The 19,712-nt window shown below is 69.9% G+C and carries 17 protein-coding genes and 1 tRNA gene; 11 read left to right on the forward strand and 7 right to left on the reverse strand.

Annotated features, from left to right (window positions below; genetic code table 11):
* Positions 1-96: 96 nt before the first annotated feature.
* The 4 genes from FVQ89_RS12490 (at position 97) to FVQ89_RS12505 (ending at position 4,824) form a co-directional block, all read left to right on the forward strand.
* Entirely contained in the window at positions 97-360 is a 264-nt protein-coding gene (locus FVQ89_RS12490) for a GlsB/YeaQ/YmgE family stress response membrane protein (RefSeq protein ID WP_147902248.1), read from the forward strand.
* Between the two features lie 88 nt (positions 361-448).
* Entirely contained in the window at positions 449-1,690 is a 1,242-nt protein-coding gene (gene dinB, locus FVQ89_RS12495; RefSeq protein WP_147902249.1) for a DNA polymerase IV, read from the forward strand.
* Between the two features lie 45 nt (positions 1,691-1,735).
* Positions 1,736-3,541, forward strand: a complete 1,806-nt coding sequence (locus FVQ89_RS12500) for a DEAD/DEAH box helicase (RefSeq protein WP_255513590.1) — start codon at positions 1,736-1,738, stop codon at positions 3,539-3,541.
* A gap of 50 nt (positions 3,542-3,591) precedes the next feature.
* Complete coding sequence (locus FVQ89_RS12505; protein WP_147902250.1) at positions 3,592-4,824, forward strand: aminotransferase class I/II-fold pyridoxal phosphate-dependent enzyme; 1,233 nt, start codon at positions 3,592-3,594, stop codon at positions 4,822-4,824.
* Here FVQ89_RS12505 and FVQ89_RS12510 read toward each other — a convergent pair.
* The 6 genes from FVQ89_RS12510 to FVQ89_RS12535 all read right to left on the reverse strand — a co-directional run bounded on the left by FVQ89_RS12510 (position 4,821) and on the right by FVQ89_RS12535 (position 11,718).
* Positions 4,821-8,222 (reverse strand): error-prone DNA polymerase, encoded by a 3,402-nt coding sequence (locus FVQ89_RS12510; RefSeq protein WP_147902251.1) that lies wholly within the window; start codon positions 8,220-8,222, stop codon positions 4,821-4,823. The genes FVQ89_RS12505 and FVQ89_RS12510 overlap by 4 nt on opposite strands.
* Positions 8,222-9,757 (reverse strand): DNA polymerase Y family protein, encoded by a 1,536-nt coding sequence (locus FVQ89_RS12515; RefSeq protein ID WP_147902252.1) that lies wholly within the window; start codon positions 9,755-9,757, stop codon positions 8,222-8,224. The genes FVQ89_RS12510 and FVQ89_RS12515 overlap by 1 nt, the downstream gene beginning before the upstream one ends.
* A gap of 41 nt (positions 9,758-9,798) precedes the next feature.
* Positions 9,799-10,098 (reverse strand): DUF1905 domain-containing protein, encoded by a 300-nt coding sequence (locus FVQ89_RS12520; RefSeq protein WP_147902253.1) that lies wholly within the window; start codon positions 10,096-10,098, stop codon positions 9,799-9,801.
* A gap of 9 nt (positions 10,099-10,107) precedes the next feature.
* Positions 10,108-10,821, reverse strand: a complete 714-nt coding sequence (locus FVQ89_RS12525) for a hypothetical protein (protein ID WP_147902254.1) — start codon at positions 10,819-10,821, stop codon at positions 10,108-10,110.
* A 30-nt stretch (positions 10,822-10,851) separates the two neighbouring features.
* Entirely contained in the window at positions 10,852-11,508 is a 657-nt protein-coding gene (locus FVQ89_RS12530) for a cold shock and DUF1294 domain-containing protein (RefSeq protein WP_147902255.1), read from the reverse strand.
* A gap of 124 nt (positions 11,509-11,632) precedes the next feature.
* Positions 11,633-11,718 (reverse strand) — tRNA-Leu (locus tag FVQ89_RS12535).
* Between the two features lie 101 nt (positions 11,719-11,819).
* Between FVQ89_RS12535 and FVQ89_RS12540 the strand changes: the two genes are divergently transcribed.
* Entirely contained in the window at positions 11,820-13,115 is a 1,296-nt protein-coding gene (locus FVQ89_RS12540) for a M20/M25/M40 family metallo-hydrolase (RefSeq protein WP_147902256.1), read from the forward strand.
* Positions 13,116-13,184: 69 nt separating this feature from the next.
* Positions 13,185-14,051 carry an undecaprenyl-diphosphate phosphatase gene (locus FVQ89_RS12545; RefSeq protein WP_147902257.1) on the forward strand — a complete coding sequence of 289 codons (867 nt, stop codon included), beginning with the start codon at positions 13,185-13,187 and terminating at the stop codon, positions 14,049-14,051.
* 2 nt (positions 14,052-14,053) lie between these two features.
* On the opposite strand, the gene FVQ89_RS12550 is transcribed toward FVQ89_RS12545, so the two are convergent.
* Positions 14,054-14,908 (reverse strand): proteasome assembly chaperone family protein, encoded by an 855-nt coding sequence (locus FVQ89_RS12550; protein ID WP_255513591.1) that lies wholly within the window; start codon positions 14,906-14,908, stop codon positions 14,054-14,056.
* Between the two features lie 67 nt (positions 14,909-14,975).
* Here FVQ89_RS12550 and FVQ89_RS12555 point away from each other — a divergent pair, with 67 nt between their 5' ends.
* The 5 genes from FVQ89_RS12555 (at position 14,976) to FVQ89_RS12575 (ending at position 19,699) form a co-directional block, all read left to right on the forward strand.
* Complete coding sequence (locus tag FVQ89_RS12555) at positions 14,976-15,674, forward strand: HAD family phosphatase (protein ID WP_255513592.1); 699 nt, start codon at positions 14,976-14,978, stop codon at positions 15,672-15,674.
* Positions 15,671-16,669, forward strand: coding sequence for a tRNA (adenine-N1)-methyltransferase (locus FVQ89_RS12560; protein ID WP_147902259.1), 999 nt, complete (start codon positions 15,671-15,673; stop codon positions 16,667-16,669). The genes FVQ89_RS12555 and FVQ89_RS12560 overlap by 4 nt, the downstream gene beginning before the upstream one ends.
* 78 nt (positions 16,670-16,747) lie before the next feature.
* Positions 16,748-17,713 (forward strand): hypothetical protein, encoded by a 966-nt coding sequence (locus FVQ89_RS12565; RefSeq protein WP_147902260.1) that lies wholly within the window; start codon positions 16,748-16,750, stop codon positions 17,711-17,713.
* Positions 17,710-18,708: a YafY family protein gene (locus FVQ89_RS12570; protein WP_255513594.1), complete on the forward strand. Its 999-nt coding sequence runs from the start codon at positions 17,710-17,712 to the stop codon at positions 18,706-18,708. Before FVQ89_RS12565 ends, FVQ89_RS12570 begins: the two co-directional genes overlap by 4 nt.
* Positions 18,701-19,699, forward strand: coding sequence for a YafY family protein (locus FVQ89_RS12575; RefSeq protein WP_147902261.1), 999 nt, complete (start codon positions 18,701-18,703; stop codon positions 19,697-19,699). Before FVQ89_RS12570 ends, FVQ89_RS12575 begins: the two co-directional genes overlap by 8 nt.
* Positions 19,700-19,712 lie beyond the last annotated feature (13 nt).

Below are 19,712 nucleotides of genomic sequence, written 5' to 3' on the forward strand. Positions count from 1 at the left end.
TCGTGGAAGGCCCTTGTCGGGGATCCGGGCGAGAGATTGAATCTTTGTCAACGGCGACCGACCCCCGCGTCGCCACGACTATTCGGAGGAATGCATATGGGAATCCTCGGCTGGATTCTGCTCGGACTGATCGCCGGCGCGATCGCGAAGCTCATCCTTCCCGGCCGTCAGCCGGGCGGGTGGATCGTCACGATCCTCGTCGGTATCCTCGGAGCGCTTCTCGGTGGATGGCTCGGGAGCCTTCTCTTCGATGCACCGCTCGAGGACTTCTTCAGCATTCAGACGTGGCTGCTCGCAATCGGCGGCTCGCTGCTCGTGCTGATCATCTTCGGCCTTCTCTTCGGCCGACGACGCGTCTGACAGACACCTTCCGGAGCCCGTCCCGCTCATGCGGGGCGGGCTCCGCCATGTGCGGACCGGGGTCGGCGGCCCGTGACAGGATGACGCCGTGAGCAAGCAGGACGGCACCTCGCGGCAAGTCACGTCGCAGCCCGTCGACGACCCTGCCGCGCACATCCTGCACGTCGACATGGATGCGTTCTTCGCATCCGTCGAGCTGCTCGAACGACCCGATCTGGTGGGCCGACCGGTGATCGTCGGTCACGCGTCGCAACGATCCGTCGTGACGGCTGCGACGTACGAGGCACGCAAGTACGGCGTCAACTCGGCGATGCCGATGGCCGTCGCGCTCCGCCGCTGCCCTCAGGCGGTCGTGCTCGAGCCGCATTTCGAGCGGTACGCGCACTACTCCCGCAAGGTCATGGGAATCCTCGGAGAGATCACGCCCCTCGTCGAGCAGCTGAGCGTCGACGAGGCCTTCCTCGATGTCGCCGGCGCGCGACGACGGCTCGGATCGTCGTGGGAGATCGGCCGCATGCTCCGCGAGAGGGTGCATGCCGAGACCGGGCTGCGCTGTTCCGCCGGCGCGGCATCCACGAAGTTCGTCGCCAAGCTCGCCTCGAGCCTCGCGAAACCCGACGGCCTCCTCGTCGTGCCGGCCGCGACGACGCTCGACTTCCTGCATCCTCTGCCCGTGACGGCCCTGTGGGGTGTCGGAGGACGCAGCGAAGAGACCCTCACACGCCTGGGACTGCGGACGGTGGGCGATGTCGCCCATGCGAGCGTCGACATGCTCCGTCACGCGCTCGGGGAGGCGGGAGCGCAGCGCCTGCACGCGCTCGCCTGGGCACGAGACCCGCGCGAGGTCACCCCGGGGCACACCGAGAAGTCGATCGGGCACGAGACCACCTTCGAGACCGACCGCACCGACCCGACCGATCTCCACCGGGTGCTGCTCGAACTCTCGGACGCGGTCGGTCGACGGCTGCGCGCGGCAGGGGTCTCGGGGCGGACCGTCGCGATCAAGCTTCGGTTCTCGGACTTCACGACGATCACCCGCTCCCGCACGCTCGCCGACCCGACCGATCTCGGGCGCCGGATCTACGAGGAGGCGCGGGCCCTGTACGACCAGGCGAATACCTCCGCCCGGCCGGTGCGCCTCATCGGGGTGCGCGCCGAGCAGCTGACGGGTGACGTCGCGAGTCTCGGGCTTTGGGACGATGACGAGGACTGGCGTGAGGCGGAACAGGCGATCGACCAAGTGGCGGAGCGCTTCGGGCCGGGGACGGTGCGACCCGCCGCGCTGCTCCGGCCTGCCACGAGGCGGCGGTTCGGCCATGGTGATGACTGACGCAGGAGCCGCGGATATCGGTGCTGCCGACTACGATCTTGTCGAGTGAGCGAGGCGAACAGTGAGCGTGTGTTCCGCGCGACTGCGGCCGCCGACCACCTCTCGCCGAGCTTCCCGGAACGCGCCGCCTGGGGCACCGCGGGAAAGCTCCGCGCCTGGCAGGAAGACGCACTCACGCGCTACTTCGATCCGACTGCGCATCCCGCCACACGACGCGACTTCCTCGTGTCGGCGACCCCTGGCGCGGGGAAGACGACTTTCGCGCTGCGGCTCGCATCCGAGCTCCTCCAGAGGCGCGTCGTCGATCGCATCACCGTCGTCGCTCCCACCGAGCATCTGAAGGTCCAGTGGGCGGATGCCGCGCACCGGGCGGGGATCCACCTCGACCCCCGGTTCAGCAATCGGCATGGGCGCGAGTCGCGCCAGTTCCACGGGGTGGTGGTGACCTACGCGCAGATCGCGGTGCGCGCGAGCCTGCACCGGGAGCTCACGAACTCCGCGCGATCCCTCGTGATCCTCGACGAGGTCCACCACGCGGGTGACGCACTGAGCTGGGGTGACGCCGTCCACGAGGCGTTCGAGGGCGCGGAACGACGGCTCTCGCTCACCGGCACCCCCTTCCGCAGCGACACCTCACCGATCCCGTTCGTGCGGTACGCCCGCGACGAACGCGGTGTGCGTCTCTCGCAGACCGACTACGCCTACGGTTATGGCCACGCGCTCCGCGACGGCGTCGTCCGCCCCGTCGTGTTCCTCAGCTACGCCGGATCGATGCGCTGGCGCACCCGGGCGGGGAACGAGATGGAGGCGAACCTCGGGCAGGACGACACGCAGGATGTCACGGCGCAGGCTTGGCGCACCGCACTCGATCCCGGTGGCGACTGGATGCCCGCCGTGCTCTCGGCCGCCGACCGTCGGCTCCGCGAGGTGCGCCAGCACATCCCGGACGCCGGCGGGCTCGTCATCGCAACCGACCAGGCGGCCGCCCGCGCGTACGCCACGATCCTCACCGACCTGACCGGCACTCCGCCGACAGTCGTGCTCTCGGACGACGCCGGATCCGGGGAGCGGATCGCGCAGTTCGCCGAGGGGACGCAGCGCTGGATGGTCGCGGTCCGGATGGTGTCGGAGGGCGTCGATGTGCCGCGGCTGTGCGTCGGTGTGTACGCGACCAGCGCATCCACTCCGTTGTACTTCGCCCAGGCGATCGGCCGTTTTGTACGGGCCCGACGCCGCGGCGAACTCGCGACCGTCTTCCTCCCGAGCGTGCCCGTGCTGCTGCGACTCGGCGCGGAGCTGGAGCGCGAGCGCGATCACGCCCTCGACCACGACCCGGGCGACGACCCGACGCTCCTCGACGACGGCCTCGTCGATGACGCCAATCGCGTCGAAGAGGCATCGGCCGAGCTCGCGGACGAGTTCGAATGGGAGGCCCTCGGATCGATCGCGACCTTCGAGAAGGCCCTCTACGACGGGGAGGAGTTCGGCGCGCTCGCCACCCCCGGTACGGCCGAGGAGTGGGACTTCATCGGCATCCCGGGCATCCTCGATCCCGAAGAGGTGTCGGAGCTCCTGCGCCACCGGCAACGACGGCAGGCACGACGAGGCGAGGAGCGTCGGGAACGCGGCGAGCCGGAGTCGCAACCGCAGCCGCTTCACCGCACGCTCGCCGAGCAGCGGCGACTGCTCAACAGCCTCGTCGGCATCCACGCGCGCGGCACCGGGCAGACACACGCCCAGGTGCACGCGGAGGTGCGGCGGATGTGCGGAGGGCCGGAGGTCGCACGCGCGACCGTGGGTCAGCTGCAGGCGCGCATCGACCTGCTGCGGCGCCGATTGGGGTCGGCCTGAGGCCCTGTCGACGGACGTCGCACACGGGCGCAACGGGTAGCGTTGGAGCCATGTCCGACACCCTCGCGAGCCTTCGCGCCGATTACGACGCACTGGTCGCTCGCGGTCTCTCTCTCGACCTCACCCGCGGCAAGCCGTCGAAGGATCAGCTCGACCTCGCGAACCCGCTGCTCGGCCTCGATCTCGGCTCGGATCACACCGACCGCGCGGGTACCGATCTGCGCAACTACGGCGGCACGGACGGCGTCGTGGAGCTGCGCGAGATCTTCTCCGATCTCCTCGGGATCCCCGTGCCCCAACTGCTCGCCGGTGGCAACGCGAGCCTCACGACGATGCACGACGTCGTCGTCCACGCTCTGCTGCACGGCGTCCCCGGATCCTCGGGCGCGTGGGTGGGTCAGGACGTCGCCTTCCTCTGCCCTTCGCCCGGGTACGACAGGCACTTCGCGATCACCGAGGCTCTCGGCATCCGCATGATCCCGGTCGCCCCGCTCGCAGACGGAAGCCTCGACCTCGAGGCGATCGAGACCCATCTCGCCGACCCGGCGGTTCGAGGCATGTGGCTCGTGCCGCTGTATGCGAACCCGACGGGCGCGATCGTCGATGAGCAAACGGCGCGTGCGCTCGCCTCCATGACGGCGGCGGCAGCCGATTTCCGCATCTTCTGGGACAACGCCTACGCGGTGCACCACCTCACCGACGAGGAGTTCGAGCCGATCGACATCCTGGGGCTCGCCGCCGAGGCCGGCCACCCGGATCGCTTCTTCGTGTTCGCGTCGACGTCGAAGATGACCCAGGCCGGGGCGGGCGTCGCGTTCTTCGGTTCGAGCCCGGCGAACATCGCCTGGTACCGCACACACAGCGCGGTCCAGACGATCGGTCCCGACAAGCTGAACCAGTGGCGCCACGCCCGGTTCTTCGGCGATGCGTCGGGCCTGCGTGCGCACATGCGCCGACACCGGAACCTGTTGGCGCCCAAGTTCGCGCTCGTCGATCGGATGCTGACAGACGGGCTCTCTGGGCACGCCACCTGGACGACCCCGAAGGGTGGGTACTTCGTGACCCTCTGGGCGCCGGAGGGCACGGCGAGCCGCGCCGTCCAGCTTGCGAAGGAGGCGGGTGTCGCCCTCACCCCAGCGGGAGCCGCATTCCCGTACGGGACCGACCCGCAGGACAGCGTGATCCGCATCGCACCGAGCATGCCATCCATCAGCGATCTCGAGGCGGCGCTCGAGGCGCTCGTGCTGTGCGTGCTGCTGGCGGAGGCGGAGAAGTCGGCCTAGCGGAAATCCCGCGACCGGTGCACGACCCCTGCACGCAGCGGCTCGATCCGGTCGGCGAGGACGTTCACGACCCCTTCGGGTGAGCGTTCGAGCACGCCTCGGACGATGACGGCTGGTTCGTCGCGCGCCACACGCCGATAGCGGGCCCAGAATCCGGCACCGCAGATGACGTTGACGAGGCCCGTCTCGTCTTCGAGGTTCATGAAGGTGATCCCGGATGCGGTTGCCGGGCGCTGCCGATGGGTGACGAGTCCGGCGACCTCGATACGTCGACCGCTCTCGGCCGTTCTGAGGGCGTGGGAGCTCAGCACACCGCGCTCATCGAGGTGGGCACGCAGGTGGCGGACCGGGTGGTCATCGGGGGAGATCCCGGTGGCCCAGAGGTCGGCGGAGAGCCGCTCGAAGGACGTCTGGTCTGCGAAGAGGGGCGGCTGGACAGCGGCGACCGTACCCGCGAGATACTCGGCGCGATCCTGGGCCGCCGATCCCGCACGCCAGAGCGCCTCCCGGGGGCTGAGTGCGAAGGAGGCGAACGCCCCCGCGGTTGCGAGCGATTCGAGCTGAGCCGTGCTGAGTCCCACCCGCCGCACGAGGTCTTCCATGTCGCGAAAGGGGCCGGCTGCAGCCCGATCGACGACGATGCGCTCCGCGAGCGGGCGCCCGATGCCGCGGACGGCGGCGAGCCCGAGGCGCACGGCGAGACCTCCGTCGCGACGGTGCTCAGCACTGAGATCGGGGGCTGTCGGGTCGAAGTCGCCGGGATCCGGTTGCTCGCGCGCGGCGCACGCCTCGGATCCGGTCGGCCTCCTCGCGGTGTCCGCGGAGAGTGACTCGAGCCCTGCCTCGGAACCCGAGAGCAGGATGTCGGGTCGACGCACCTCGACGCCGTGTCGGCGCGCGTCGGCCGAGAGAGAGGCGGGGGAGTAGAAGCCCATGGGCTGCGCCCGCAGAAGACCGGCGAGGAACGCTCCCGGGTAGTGCAGCTTGATCCAGGAGCTCGCATAGACGAGGAGCGCGAAGCTGAGCGAGTGGCTCTCGGCGAATCCAAAGTTCGCGAACGCCTGGATCTTCGCGTAGATGTCGTCGGCGACCTGCCCCGTGAGACCATTGCGCGCCATGCCCGCGTAGAGCTTCTCACGCAGTGATTCGATGCGTTCGAGACCCCGTTTGGATCCCATGGCGCGGCGCAGCAGATCGGCGTCCTCGCCGCTGCAGTCGCCGACGGCCATGGCCATCTGCATCAGCTGCTCTTGGAAGACGGGTACCCCGAGCGTGCGCTCGAGCGGGGGGATGAGCTTCGGGTGCGCGTAGCTCACCGGCTCCTGGCCCAGCTTGCGTCGCACGAAGGGATGCACCGCACCGCCCTGGATGGGTCCCGGCCGCACGAGGGCGATCTGCACCACGAGGTCGTAGAAGCGGCGCGGCTGCAAGCGAGGCAGCAACCCCATCTGGGCACGCGACTCCACCTGGAAGACGCCGATCGAGTCGGCGCGGCAGAGCATGTCGTACACCGCGGGCTCTTCCTTGGGGATGGTGGCGAGGGTCCACTCCTCGCCGGTCGCCTCACGGATGAGGTCGAACGAGTGCTGCAGGGCGGCGAGCATCCCGAGGCCGAGCAGGTCGAACTTGACGAGCCCCATCCACGCGGCGTCGTCCTTGTCCCACTGGATGACCGTCCGCTTCTCCATGCGGGCGTGCTCGATCGGCACGACCTCGCCGATGGGTCGGTCGGTGAGCACCATCCCCCCGGAATGGATGCCGAGATGGCGCGGAGCCGCGAGCAGTTCTCGGGCGAGATCGAGCACAGGACGGGGGATGTCGGAGTCCACGACCGCGGCCTCCTCGAGGTTCCACGCGTGAGCGTCGACCCGCTTCGACCACGCATCCTGCTGTCCGGGGCTGTAGCCGAGCGCCTTGGCCATGTCACGCACGGCGTTCTTGGGGCGGTACTGGATGACGTTGGCCACCTGGGCGGCGTTGCGTCGTCCGTAGCGCTCGTACACCCATTGGATGACCTCTTCGCGACGATCGGCGTCGAAGTCGACGTCGATGTCGGGTTCCTCGTCGCGCAGGCTCGAGAGGAAGCGCTCGAATGGCAGACGGTAGCGGATCGCATCGACGGCGGTGATGCCGAGCAGGTAGCAGACGGCAGAGTTGGCGGCCGATCCCCGCCCCTGGCAGAGGATCCCGCGGCTGCGGGCGAACGCGACGATGTCGTGGACGATCAGGAAGTACCCGGGGAAGTCCTTCGCCTCGATGACGGCGAGCTCTGCCTCGATGCGTTCGCGGTCCGCCTCGGTGAGCGTCGGGTAGCGGGCGGGGACGCCTGCCCAGACGAGCTCGCGCAGATAGGACATCGGGGTGTGCCCCGCGGGGACCTCCTGACGCGGAAGCGCCGGCTTCGCTCGGCGCAGGGAGAACGCCAGCTCGGTGGCGAGCTCAAGGCCGTGCTCGATAGCGCCCGGATACCGGGAGAAACGCTCGCGCATCTCGCGCCCCGAACGCAGATGGGCGGCACCGGTGGCGGGCAGCCAGCCGTCGAGCTCGTCGAGACTGCGTCGTGCACGCACAGCGGCGACCGCGGCGGCGAGGTGACGACGATCGGGGGAGGAGTAGTGCACGTTCCCCGTCGCGAGCACGGGAAGGCGACGAGAGGCAGCAAGGGCCGCGAGCACGTCGTTGCGGTCGACGTCGAGAGGATCGCCGTGGTCGATGAGCTCGACGTGCACGGCGTCGCGGCCGAAGACGGCGACCAGCTCGTCGAGGGCGCGACCCGCCGCGTCGGCCCCGCCTGTCTCGAGGGCCCGGCGGACCGCCCCCTTGCGGCATCCGGTGAGGATGGCCCACCGCCCATCCGCGGCCTCGCCGAGCTCTTCGAGAACATGCACGGGCCGCCCTTTTTCGCCGCCGCGCAGGTTCGCGTCCGTGAGCGACTTGGCCAGACGGTGATACCCCTCGGGCCCCCGCGCAAGAACGACCAGGTGGTCGCCCTCCGGGTCGGGTTCGCCGTTCTGCGGCCTCCGCAGCCCGAGCGAGAGTTCGGCGCCGAAGATCGTTGCCACGCTCGACTTCTCTGCTGCCTCCGCGAAGCGGACGAAACCGGCGAAGGTGTCGTGGTCGACGAGCGCCAAGGCACTGAGGCCCAGGCGTTCGGCCTCTTCGAGAAGCTCTTCAGGCGAGGAGGCGCCGTCGAGGAAGCTGAAGCTCGAGTGGGCGTGGAGCTCGGCGTAGGGGAGCGCATCGGGATCCCGGACGATCCCGGGAGGTGGGCGGTACGGCCCGCGCTTGTGAGAGAAGGCGGGCCCATCGCCGGAATCGGGACGCCGCTCGGGAGGCGCCTTACCCGAGAGCGCCCCTTCGAACTCGGCCCAGGTGACGGGCGGATTGCTCCAGCCCATCAGTCGTACCGCCCTTCCGCCCACCAGCCGGCGTCGTCGAGCACGAGAAGCCAGGCGCATCCGGTCGTATCGACCGCCTGCAGACGGTGTGCCGAACGAGCAGAGGCCGGATCCCACCAGCGCTCGTCGAGAGGCCAGGGCCCGGCCCACGCCGTGAGGTCACGACGCGTGCCGGTCTGGGAGACGATGATCGACGGCGCAGCGCTGACGAGCCCGCGATCCCCGATCGTGACGGGCTGGCCTGCTGCGTCTTCGACCCGCACGGGCCGCGGCACCTCGTAGACCGTCGACGGGGGAGGATCGGGCAGGGCGCCGGGCCAGGGCTGGGTGCGCTCCCGCACGCTCACCGGGCGATCGCCCCACGGTACGAGCTGCTGACGATCGGCCGGGCGTCGACCGCCCGAGAGCTGCGGGGTGAGCACGCCGCGGTGTCCGAGCATCGCCTGCACGCGCGAAAGCGCCGAGTGCACACGCTCCTCTGGACCGGTGCCCCAGAGCCCGGCTTCGTGCACATGGACGGGGTCGACGGCCTCGGGGCTCACCCGAACGCGCACGACACCGGAACGCAGTTCCTCGGCCGCCTGAAGCTGCCAGCGCACCCGGTCGACCACCTCGCTCGGCCCGAAGGACCGCGGATGCAGCCAGACCCGCTCGTCGACCTCCCCGCGGTCGCCGTGCAGCTCGACGCGCACCGCCGTGCACACGAGACGTGCGGCGAGCAGCTCACGCACGAACTCACCGCAGGCGGCGCGGACCCCGAACGCAACCTCGTCGACGCGTTCGGCAGCAGGCTCGAAATCGATGACCGCGTCGATGTCCTTCGGGGGGATGCGCGGTGTCGCGGGTCGCGGGTCCCGCCCGCGGGCAAGCAGATGCAGACGTGCTCCGCCCGGACCGAAGCGGGCGGCCACGTCATCCGGGTCGAGGGCGGCGAAGGCCCCGAGAGTGCGGATGCCGAGACGGGGGAGGAGCGAACCCAGCTCGTCGTCGCCGAGCACCCCGACGGGCAGGGGGGCGAGAAACGCGGCGGTGGAGCCTCCCGTGACGATGCGCACGCGATCCGGATCGGGGGCGCGCGCAGCGAGCTCGGCGGCGAAGAGACCCGCGGCGATCCCCACCCGGGCATCGGCCGCGCCATGCTGTTCGGCGAGTGCGACGACGGTACGAGCCGCCGCCTTCTCACTGCCGTAATAGCGTGCCGGGCCGCGAACCCGGATCGCAGCGGTACCGGGCCGTAGGAGGTGCCATCCGGGCAGCGCGTCGTCGAGAGCCGCGAGGACGGGCTCGAACGCCCGCACCCAGGACCCCGGATCTTCTCGCAGCACGTGCAGACCCGGACACCGCCCCTGGGCCTCTCGCTGCCGCATACCTGAACGCACCCCCTCGGCACGAGCCGCGGGGGAGCAAGCGACCACACGTCCACGTGCGATGAGCACCACAGATGCCTCATCACGGATGCCCAGCAGCCGCGACTGCGCACGAACCCCCCAGTCGGGGGCGTGCAGCACGAGGAGTCGTGGGGCGGAGCCGGTCATGCTCCATCTTCGAACATATGTTCGAAAGAATCAAGCCATGATCAGCCGGTGATCTCGACCTCGACCTCGACCGTGTCACCCGGCGCGACCCCTTCGACCCGACGGACCCGGGCATTCAGCACGAGGCTGTAGACCCCCGAGGCAGAGGGGAACACCGAGGTGGACCACGAGGTCGATCCGAGCCGCGCACGGACCTTGACCGCACCGAATCCCGCCCGCGGGCGCGCATCCGCCCATTCGTGGATCTCAGCCGAGGGTTCCGCCGGGATGTCGACGAAGTACCAGTCGTCGCGAACACGAGCCTCCCAGCGCTGCACGTTCGCGAGGAAGCGGTACCGCATGACGTCAGCCTAGGCGCCCCGTTGCACAGCCTGAAGGGCAGGGGAGGCTCCGTCATGGCGCGAGCGGACCGGAGCGACTCGCCCCTCGCGATCGGGCAACCAGAGCCGCCGCGCACGGATGCGTCCCTGCCATGCAGGCGAGGCGGAGGCCACCGTCACCTGACGCGCCGCGAGGTGACCGAATCCGGACCCGATGCCCGCCCAGTCGCTCTCCGTGACTGCCAACCGGGCTTGCGCACGTGGCCATGACGTCGTCGAGATCAGCACCCCCTCTCGGCGGCGAAGCCGGGCCGCGAGCCGCGTCGACGCCGCATCTCCGACCCGAGCACCCTGGGGAGGGCGCACCAGGATCACTGCTACCGCGTCCACGAGAGCCGACACGACGGCGAGCCAGTGCTCGCCCGGATGCGGGACGAGCACGAGCCGGTCGAGCGCGATGCCGGCGGCCGCCGCCGCCTCGACGCCCAGATCGGGCAGACCGACGATCGCGCACCACGACCCGGCCCCACTGGGACCCCGAAGCATCTCGAGGGCGAGAGCGGTCGAGCCGTCTACGACGTAGCCGCCTCCGGCCTGAAGCGCCCCGCCGGGAAGCAGTTCGGAGAGAGCCTCGGACGTGGGCAGGGTGCGCTCGTCGAGGCGCGTCGCCTGCATTCCCTGGATGCGCTCCTGCAGCCCACGGATGCGCTCTTCGCGCGAGAGCTCGGAAACCGCATCGAACATACATTCGATTCTACGACCGGCGACCGACTTTCACACCCCGAGATCAAGGGAGGCGAACCAGGCGAAGACCACGAAGGCGAGCACGTTCACGACCACGGTGACCCAGAAGACCGCCTGGAAGCTCGCCTTGACGGTCTTGTGGCGGAAGAGCTGCTGCGCGAGGATCGCGCCCGGCCAGCCTCCCGCGAGCCCCAGGGCGAGGAGCGAGCCCTCCGCGATCCGCCACCCCTCGGCGACCGCTGCACGCTTGTCGAGCGCGTAGGCGAGGAAGGTCACCGCCGACATCCCGCCGTAGAGCACACCCACCCACAACGGCAACGGATGAACGAACATCGTCACGAGCAGCGCGATCACGAGGAATCCCAGCACCACCACGTATCCGAGGCGGCCCGCACGTCGCGACGGGACGACCATGCGCACCGCGCGTCTCCCCTCGGCGCCGTGCGAGACCGGGGGAGCGGAGCCTCCGAGCCGCTCTGCGTGCGACGCACGGGGCCGACGCTCCGCCGAGAGCGCGAGCTCGTAGGCGATCACATCGCCCGGCTGCGGACGCGGCGCACCCACGGGGAACGCCGAGATGTGCACGAACACGTCCGTCCCGCCGACCTCGGGAGCGACGAAGCCGTAGCCACGCTCGTCGTTCCAACTCGTCAGCACGCCCCTCATGCGCGCCGGTCCGGGCTTCATTTCCACAGGCTACGTCGCCGCGCGCGCCGCGGGGAACGGCACGCCAGACGGAGCACGGCGATCGGCGCCGGGGCCACACACGACGAAGGCCCCGGATCACCTGGACCCGGGGCCTGTCGACTCGTGCGCGAGGGGGGACTTGAACCCCCACGCCCTAATACGGGCACTAGCACCTCAAGCTAGCGCGTCTGCCAATTCCGCCACCCGCGCGAGTCGTTCCTCCGCGAGGAGGACCGAGGATAGACATTAGCACGCTCGCGCGCACCGCAGAGCACGCCCCCGCCCGATCCGGGAGCGGATAGCGTGGAGCCATGGACGGCCCGCTCGAGGACACCGCCCGCATCGCCCGGGACCTCATCCGCTTCGACACCACCAACTGGGGTGGCGGTAGGGCGAACCCTGAGGCGCCCGCCGCCGAATACGTCGAGGCGGAGCTGCGGTCGCTCGGTCTCGCGCCGCGCATGATCGACGCCGCGCCTGGCCGCACGAGCGTCGTGGCACGCGTCGAGGGTGCGGATCCCTCCCGCCCCGCACTCGTGGTCCACGGTCATCTCGACGTCGTGCCCGCCGACCCCTCGAATTGGAGCGTCGATCCCTTCGCGGGCGAGATCCGCGACGGCATGCTGTGGGGTCGAGGCGCCGTCGACATGAAGGACATGGACGCCATGATCCTGACCGCCCTCGGCGACATCCTGCGGTCGGGTCGCCGTCCGGCGCGCGATCTCGTCGTGACATTCTTCGCCGACGAGGAGAACGGCGGCGTCTTCGGATCCCACCACCTCGTCCGCGAGCACCCGGAACTGTTCGCCGGTGCGACGGAAGCGATCAGCGAGGTGGGCGGATACTCGGTCGACCTCGCCGGACAGCGCGCGTACCTGCTGCAGACGGGCGAGAAAGCGCTGCTCTGGGTACGCCTCGTGGCGCGCGGCGTCGCGGCTCATGGCTCGCGTGTGATCCGCGACAACGCGATCACGAAGCTCGCGGAGGCCGTCGCGAGGATCGGGCGGCACGAATGGCCGATCCAGCTCGGGCCCACGACGACCGCGATGCTCGACGGCGTGCGGCGTGCACTCGGAGCGGGCGACGACCTGGACCCGGTGGAGCTCATCGAACGCACCGGGGTCGCCGCGGGGTTCCTTCGCTCCACCGTGCGCACGACCTCGAACCCGACGCTCCTGCAGGCGGGCTACAAGCACAATGTGATCCCGGATCGCGCCGAGGCGCTCGTCGACATCCGACCGTTCGCCGGCGAGGAGGAGGCGACGCTCGAGCTCGTGCGCGAGCTCGCGGGGCCGGAGGTCGAGGTCGAGATCGTGCATCACGATGTGGGCCTCGAGACGCCGTTCGCGGGAGATCTCGTGACGCACATGGTCGACGCGCTCGCCCGCCACGATCCGGACGCCGTGGTGCTGCCGTATCTGCTCTCGGGCGGCACCGACAACAAGGCGCTCAACCTGCTTGGCATCACGGGCTACGGATTCGCGCCCCTACGGCTGGGGCCCGATCTGGACTTCCCGGCGATGTTCCACGGGGTCGACGAGCGGGTCCCGCTGGATGCGCTCGCCTTCGGCCGCGCCGTGCTGACCGACCTGCTGCTCGACGCCTGATCGTCCCCAGGACGACGACGCGCCCGCGGTGGTCGGGATCGCCGCGGGAGCCTGACAGAATCGATCCCCGTGGACTTCCTCGAAGCGGTCATCCTGGGCATCCTGCAGGGATTGACCGAGTTCCTGCCGATCTCGTCGAGCGCGCACCTGCGCATCTTCGGTGATCTCGCCGAATGGGGCGATCCGGGGGCGACGTTCACCGCGATCACCCAGCTCGGCACCGAAACGGCGGTGCTCATCTACTTCTGGCGTGACATCACGCGCATCATCGGCAAGTGGTTCCGCTCGTTCGGGTCGCGCGGGGGCGAGCACTCGGCAGGCATCCGCAAGGGCGACCCCGATGTGCGGATGGGCTGGCTCATCATCATCGGCACGGTGCCGATCGTGCTGGCGGGCTTCTTCCTGCAGGACGCCATCCGCACCGCCTTCCGCTCCCTCTGGATCGTCGCGATCGTGCTCATCGTCTTCGGCCTCCTGCTCGGCGTCGCCGACTTGCTGGGGCGCCGCACGAAGGAGCTCGACCAGCTGAGCTACCGCGACGGCATCCTCGTCGGCTTCGCCCAGATGCTCGCCCTGATCCCCGGAGTCAGCCGGTCGGGTGCGTCGGTGAGCGCGGGACTCGCACTCGGGTACACACGTCCCGCCGCCGCACGGTTCGCCTTCCTGCTCGCCGTCCCCGCCGTCTTCGGATCGGGGCTCTACGAGCTCTACACGGCGCTCACCTGCGAACCGGGCGTCGACGCCGGATGCACGACCGGATACGGCATGGCCGAGACGCTCGTCGCCACCGTCGTCGCCTTCGTCGTCGGTCTCGCGGTCATCGCGTTCCTCATGCGGTACATCGAGCGGCGGTCGTTCCTGCCGTTCGTGATCTACCGCATCCTGCTCGGCGGAACGCTCATCGTGCTGCTCTCGACCGGGGTGCTCCAGCCGTAGAACTACGGCGCCGGAGGCGGGTCGCCGTCGCGCTTGCGCAGGTACTTCTCGAACTCCTCGGCGATCGCGTCGCCGGACGCCTCGGGGGAGTCGACCGTGTCGCGCGCCTGCTCGAGCTGCTCGATGTAGGCCGACATGTCGTCATCGTCGCTCGCGAGCGCGTCGATGCCGCGCTCCCACGCCTCCGCCTCGTCGACGAGCGACCCGCGATCGATCTGCACGTCGACGAAATCCTCGAGCCGCTCGATGAGGGCGAGGGTCGCCTTGGGGGAGGGCGCGTTGTGCACGTAGTGCGGCACCGATGCCCAGATCGACAGCGTCGGGATGCCCGCCCGCTCGGCCGCGTCGGCGAGCACGGAGATGATCCCGACCGGGCCCTCGTAGCTCGAGCGCTCGAGCGAGAAGTGCTCGCGGACGGTCGGGTTCTCACTCGAGGCGAAGACTGCGATCGGCCGAGTATGGGGCACGTCGGCGAGCATTGCGCCAAGGAAAACGATGCGGTCGATCCCCGCCACCGAGATCGCGTCGAGCACCTCCTCGGAGAAGGTCTTCCACCCGCGCGACGGCTCGGTTCCGAGCAGCACGTGAATGCCTGAACCCTGATCCTCGGGCCCCGACAGCACGACACTCGGCCACGCGAGCACGCGATCCCCGCGTTCGTCGAACGCGAGCACGGGCCGATTGAACTGGTAGTCGAAGTAGTCCTCGGGCTCGACCTCGGCGAGAGGCACGAGTCCCAGCTGGTCGCGGATGGCGCGGGCGGTGCTCGATGCGGATTCCCCGGCGTCGTTCCAGCCCTCGAAGGCGACGACGAGCGTCGAGCCGTCCCCCGCCCAGTCCTCGCGTCCGTCCGTCACCGTTCCGCCTCTCCGCCCACGCGGGCGTTCGTCCCAGGATAGGACTGTCGCCGTAGACTTGCCGGTCGTGACCACCCCCGCCGCCGCCCCCGCCGCCCTCCTCTGGGACATGGACGGCACCCTCGTCGACACGGAGCCGTATTGGCTGGCCGCCGAGGAGGAGCTCGTGGCCGCCTGGGGCGGCAGCTGGACTCACGAGGATGGCCTGCAGCTCGTCGGCCAGGGGCTCGAGAGCTCCGCGCTCGTGTTCCAGTCGCGCGGGGTGCGACTCGAGCCGCACGAGATCATCGACCGACTCACCGACCGGGTGCTCGAGCAGATCGCCGTGCACGTACCGTGGCGCCCCGGCGCCCGGGAGCTCCTCGCCGAGGCTCGCGCCGCCGGGATCCCGACCGCGCTCGTGACGATGTCGATCCGCCGGATGGCCGACCGCGTCGCCGCCGAACTCGACGCCGAGCTGGGGATGCCCGCGTTCGACGTGGTCGTCGCCGGAGACGAAGTCGAGCAGCCCAAGCCCTATCCGGCTCCGTATCTGCGCGCGGCGGAGCTCCTCGGGGTCGACGCTGCCGACTGCGTGGCCATCGAGGATTCCGAGCCGGGTGTCGCGGCTGCCGTCGCCTCGCACGCCACGACGATCGCGGTGCCGTTCCACGTTCCTCTCCCGGCGAGCCCCGCATACGTCCTCCTCGAGGATGGGCTCGAGGGCGTCCGACTCGCTGATCTCGCCGCAGCCCACGAGATCCGCCGCGCCGAGGCCCTTCGATGACCGCCTTCCGCGCGGGGGACCGCGTACAGCTGACGGGCCCGAAGGGGCGCCTGCACACCATCACACTCGAGACCGGGAAGCAGTTCCACACGCACCGCGGCACGCTCGACCACGACGCGATCATCGGCAGAGCGGACGGCTCAGTGCTCGAGGCGTCGAACGGCGACGCCTATCTGGCGCTACGGCCCCTTCTCTCGGACTTCGTCATGTCGATGCCGCGCGGCGCGGCGATCATCTACCCCAAGGATGCGGCGCAGATCCTCGCGATCGGCGACATCTTCCCCGGCGCGACCGTCGTCGAGGCGGGTGTCGGATCCGGTGCCCTCTCGCTCTGGCTGCTGCGGGCGATCGGCGATGAGGGGCGCCTGATGTCGTTCGAGCGCCGCGAGGAATTCGCGCAGGTCGCCCGCGCCAACGTCACGGCCTTCCAGGGTTCGGTCCCCGCCAACTGGTCGATCGGCATCGGCGATCTGGCCGACGAGTTGCCCTCGGCGGCCGAACCCGGCTCCGTGGACCGCGTCGTGCTCGACATGCTCGCGCCGTGGGAGTGCCTCGACGTCGTGACGGATGCGCTCGCGCCGGGCGGGGTGCTCGTCTGCTACGTCGCCACCGCGACCCAGCTGTCGCGGGTGGCCGAGGCGATCCGCGACACGGGGGCGTTCACCGAGCCGACCTCGACCGAGACGCTCGTCCGCGGCTGGCACGTCGAGGGACTGGCCGTGCGCCCCGACCACCGCATGGTCGCCCACACGGCCTTTCTCATCGCGGCGCGACGTCTCGCGCCCGGCGCCGTCCTCCCGAAGCCCGCACGGCGCGCCTCGAAGTCGGACTACTCCGACGAGGACGTCGAGCTGTGGACGCCGGGAGCGCTCGGGGTGCGCGACAAGACCGACAAACGCATCCGCCGCGTGGTTCGCGATGCGGAGTCGCTCGCCGAACGAGCGAGCTCGGCATCGGCGACTGAAGAGTCCGGCACCCCGACCGGAGAACAGTAGACTCGACTCGCTCCGCGCATCAGCGGGACGTCTCGTCTCACGTCGACGCGCGACGCCCCCGACACGAAAGAAGGCCCCGTGCGCCGTACGCCCGCGCTTGTCAGCTCCGCCGTGCTCGTGACACTCGTCGCGACCGCTCTGGTCGGATGCTCGGCCTCCAGCGACGGATGCCAGCCGGCGATCGCGCCGGGCGATGCGTCGGTCCTCGTGAGCGCAACGGGTGCCGTCGGCGGCTCGACGGTTCCCACGGTGTCGGTGCCCACGCCGCTGACCACGACCGAGCCGGAGCGCTCGGTGCTGGTGAAGGGCGACGGCGCGGTCGCGTCGGACGGCATGACGGTCGACTTCGATGCCGTGCTCTTTGACGGGGCGACCGGTTCGCAGATCACCGAGACGTTCTCCTCGGATGGATCCCTCTTCGGTACCGCTGGAGGCAACGGCGCGCTCTATACGGCGCTGCAGTGCGCCCGAGTCGGCGACCGGCTCTCGATCACCACACCGCTCCGTGACAGCGGTCTCGGTGGGCTCGACCAGTACACCGACGATCAGCTCGCGCAGACCGTTGTGATGGTGGTCGACATCGTAGGCGTCTACCTCGGCAAGGCGGATGGCGCCAACCAGCTTCCGCAGGACGGCATGCCGACCGTGGTGACCGCGGTCGATGGCACCCCCGGACTCGCGGCGGGCCTCGTCTCGCCACCGGCCGAGAGTCGTTCCTCCGTCATCAAGGCTGGCGGAGGCGCCGAGGTCGCTGAGGGCGACGCCGTCGTGATGCATGTCTCGCGCTGGACGTGGGCATCTGCGACCGGAGACGTGAACCAGACCTTCACCTCCTGGGGTTTGTCGCCTCGTCTGCAGCTCGTCTCGACCGACGCCCCAGACGTGACCGACGACAGCGGCGCGACCGCGCTCAGCAGCGATCTCGTCGACGTGCTCGTCGGATCGACTGTCGGCTCGCAGCTGCTCGTGGTGTCCGTCCCCGATGAGGGAGACGCTCAGGTGTACGTCATCGACGTGCTCGGCATCGTCTCCGACGAGGAGTGACGACGAGCGCCGCTGCCGCTCCTGCGCCGGTGCCCGTCGAGGACCGGCTCTTCAGCCTCGTGCTCGCTCTTGTCGCAACCGAGAGCGGCCTGACGAAGGCCGAGATCCTTTCGAGCGTGCGCGGTTACGCGCAACGCTTCGTCGCGGGCGGAGACAATGCGAACCTCGAGCGGCAGTTCGAGAGAGACAAGGACGACATCCGCGAACTCGGTGTGCCGCTCGAGACCATCGAGCCCCTCGGCGAACCGGGAGACAACCACAACCTGCGGTACCGGATCCCCAAGGGCGCCTACGATTTGCCGGACGACGTGCGGTTCACCTCCGACGAGGTGGCCCTGTTGAACCTCGCGGCGATGGTGTGGCGCGAGGGGTCGCTCAGTGCCGAGTCGCGTCGCGCACTCACGAAGCTACGCGCGCTCGGGATCGCGGCCGACGAACCCGTGCTCGGATACGCGCCCCGCTTGCGCTTGCGCGATGCGGCGTTCGACCCTCTCACCCAGGCGATCGATCGCGGGCAGGTCGTGAGGTTCCCCTATCTCAAGCCGGGGGAGACCCGGGCGCGCGAGCGCGTCGTCATCCCGCTCGCTCTCGTGCAGTACGACGGCCGCTGGCACCTGTCGGCCGAGGACCTCGCGACCGGCAAGGGGAAGACCTTCCTGTTGCGGCGAATCGTCGGCAAGGTCACCTCCGGCCGTGCGGCACCGCAACGACCCGGCGACCACACCGCGAGGGCCCTCGCCGAGCTCGAAGAGGTCTGGCAGCGCGGCATCGCCGAACTCGAGGTGAGAGCGGGTTCGGACGCGGCACTGCGTCTCGCGCACCGCCGCGGCACCGAGGAGATCGCGCCCGACGTGGTCCGCGTCCACTTCGTCGATCTCGCGATCCTCGCCGACGAGCTCGCCGGATTCGGTCCCGAGGTGCTTGTGCTCTCACCCCCCGCGCTGCGTGACGCCGTCATCGAGCGCCTCACCACCACGACGGGCGATCATGCCTGAACGACGACACCGCACCCCCTCGCGCTCCGTGCCGCCGCCGCAGGCACGCGACAAGCTCGCCTTCCTGCTGGCGCTCGTTCCGTGGCTGCTCGATCATGACCGCGTGAGCGTCGCGGAGGCTGCCGCGCACTTCCAGGTGAGCGAGGACGACATCCGCACCTCCGTCGCCCTCGTCGCGCTGAGTGGCGTTCCCGGCAGCACGTCGACCTATCAGCACGAGGATCTCTTCGACATCGACTGGGACGCGTTCGAGAACGACGACGAGATCGCGATCACCCAGCATGTTGCGATCGATGACGCCCCACGGCTGTCGGCGCGTGAGGCGGCGGCGCTCATCGCTGGTCTGCAGTACCTGCAGTCTCTCCCGGAGAACGCCGACCGTGCGAACCTGCGGGCGCTCGTCGAGAAGCTCTCGCACGGCGCCTCCGCCCAGCCCAGCCAGCTCGCCGTCTCGGGCGATGCCGAGAGCGTGCTGCTCACGACAGTGCGCCGTGCCGTCGCCGAGAAGCGCCGACTGCGCTTCGCGTACCTCAACTCGCGTGGAGAGCGCGAGGAACGCGACGTGGATCCGCTCCGCGTCGAGTCGATCGACGCCGACTGGTATCTGCGCGGCTGGTGCTACCTGCGCCAAGCCCTCCGCACGTTCCGATTCGACCGCATGAGCGGAGTCGAGCTCACCGAGCTGCCGATCGAGCACGATGCGGCCGAGATCCTGCTGCCCGACACGCTCTTCGAGCCGTCGGAGGAAGACCTCGAGGTGACGATCGAGGCGGCGCCGGAGGTCATCGGTCTGCTCGCCGACTACATCCCGGACGGCGCCCTCACGACGCAGGTGGGGGAGCGCATCCGCACGACTCTTCGCGTCTCGCATTACCACGGCCTGAAGCGCCTCATTGCGGGGATGCCCGGGACCGTGCAGGTCGTCGCACCCGAGCAGGCGCGGCGGGCAGTGGCCGAATGGGCGTCGGCAGGACTAGCGCGCTACGCGTAGACTGACACGACAC

The sequence above is a fragment of the Homoserinibacter sp. GY 40078 genome (assembly GCF_008017545.1).
Taxonomy (GTDB): Bacteria; Actinomycetota; Actinomycetes; order Actinomycetales; family Microbacteriaceae; genus Homoserinibacter.

Bases quoted from the DNA above. Each gene is read 5' to 3' on its own strand.
- FVQ89_RS12510 (WP_147902251.1), bottom strand. From the start codon at position 8,222: ATGGGCTGGAGCAATCCGCCCGTCACCTGGGCCGAGTTCGAAGGGGCG.
- FVQ89_RS12575 (WP_147902261.1), top strand. From the start codon at position 18,701: ATGCCTGAACGACGACACCGCACCCCCTCGCGCTCCGTGCCGCCGCCG.
- FVQ89_RS12515 (WP_147902252.1), bottom strand. From the start codon at position 9,757: ATGACCGGCTCCGCCCCACGACTCCTCGTGCTGCACGCCCCCGACTGG.
- FVQ89_RS12505 (WP_147902250.1), top strand. From the start codon at position 3,592: ATGTCCGACACCCTCGCGAGCCTTCGCGCCGATTACGACGCACTGGTC.
- FVQ89_RS12540 (WP_147902256.1), top strand. From the start codon at position 11,820: ATGGACGGCCCGCTCGAGGACACCGCCCGCATCGCCCGGGACCTCATC.
- FVQ89_RS12530 (WP_147902255.1), bottom strand. From the start codon at position 11,508: ATGAAGCCCGGACCGGCGCGCATGAGGGGCGTGCTGACGAGTTGGAAC.
- FVQ89_RS12490 (WP_147902248.1), top strand. From the start codon at position 97: ATGGGAATCCTCGGCTGGATTCTGCTCGGACTGATCGCCGGCGCGATC.
- FVQ89_RS12525 (WP_147902254.1), bottom strand. From the start codon at position 10,821: ATGTTCGATGCGGTTTCCGAGCTCTCGCGCGAAGAGCGCATCCGTGGG.
- FVQ89_RS12520 (WP_147902253.1), bottom strand. From the start codon at position 10,098: ATGCGGTACCGCTTCCTCGCGAACGTGCAGCGCTGGGAGGCTCGTGTT.
- FVQ89_RS12560 (WP_147902259.1), top strand. From the start codon at position 15,671: ATGACCGCCTTCCGCGCGGGGGACCGCGTACAGCTGACGGGCCCGAAG.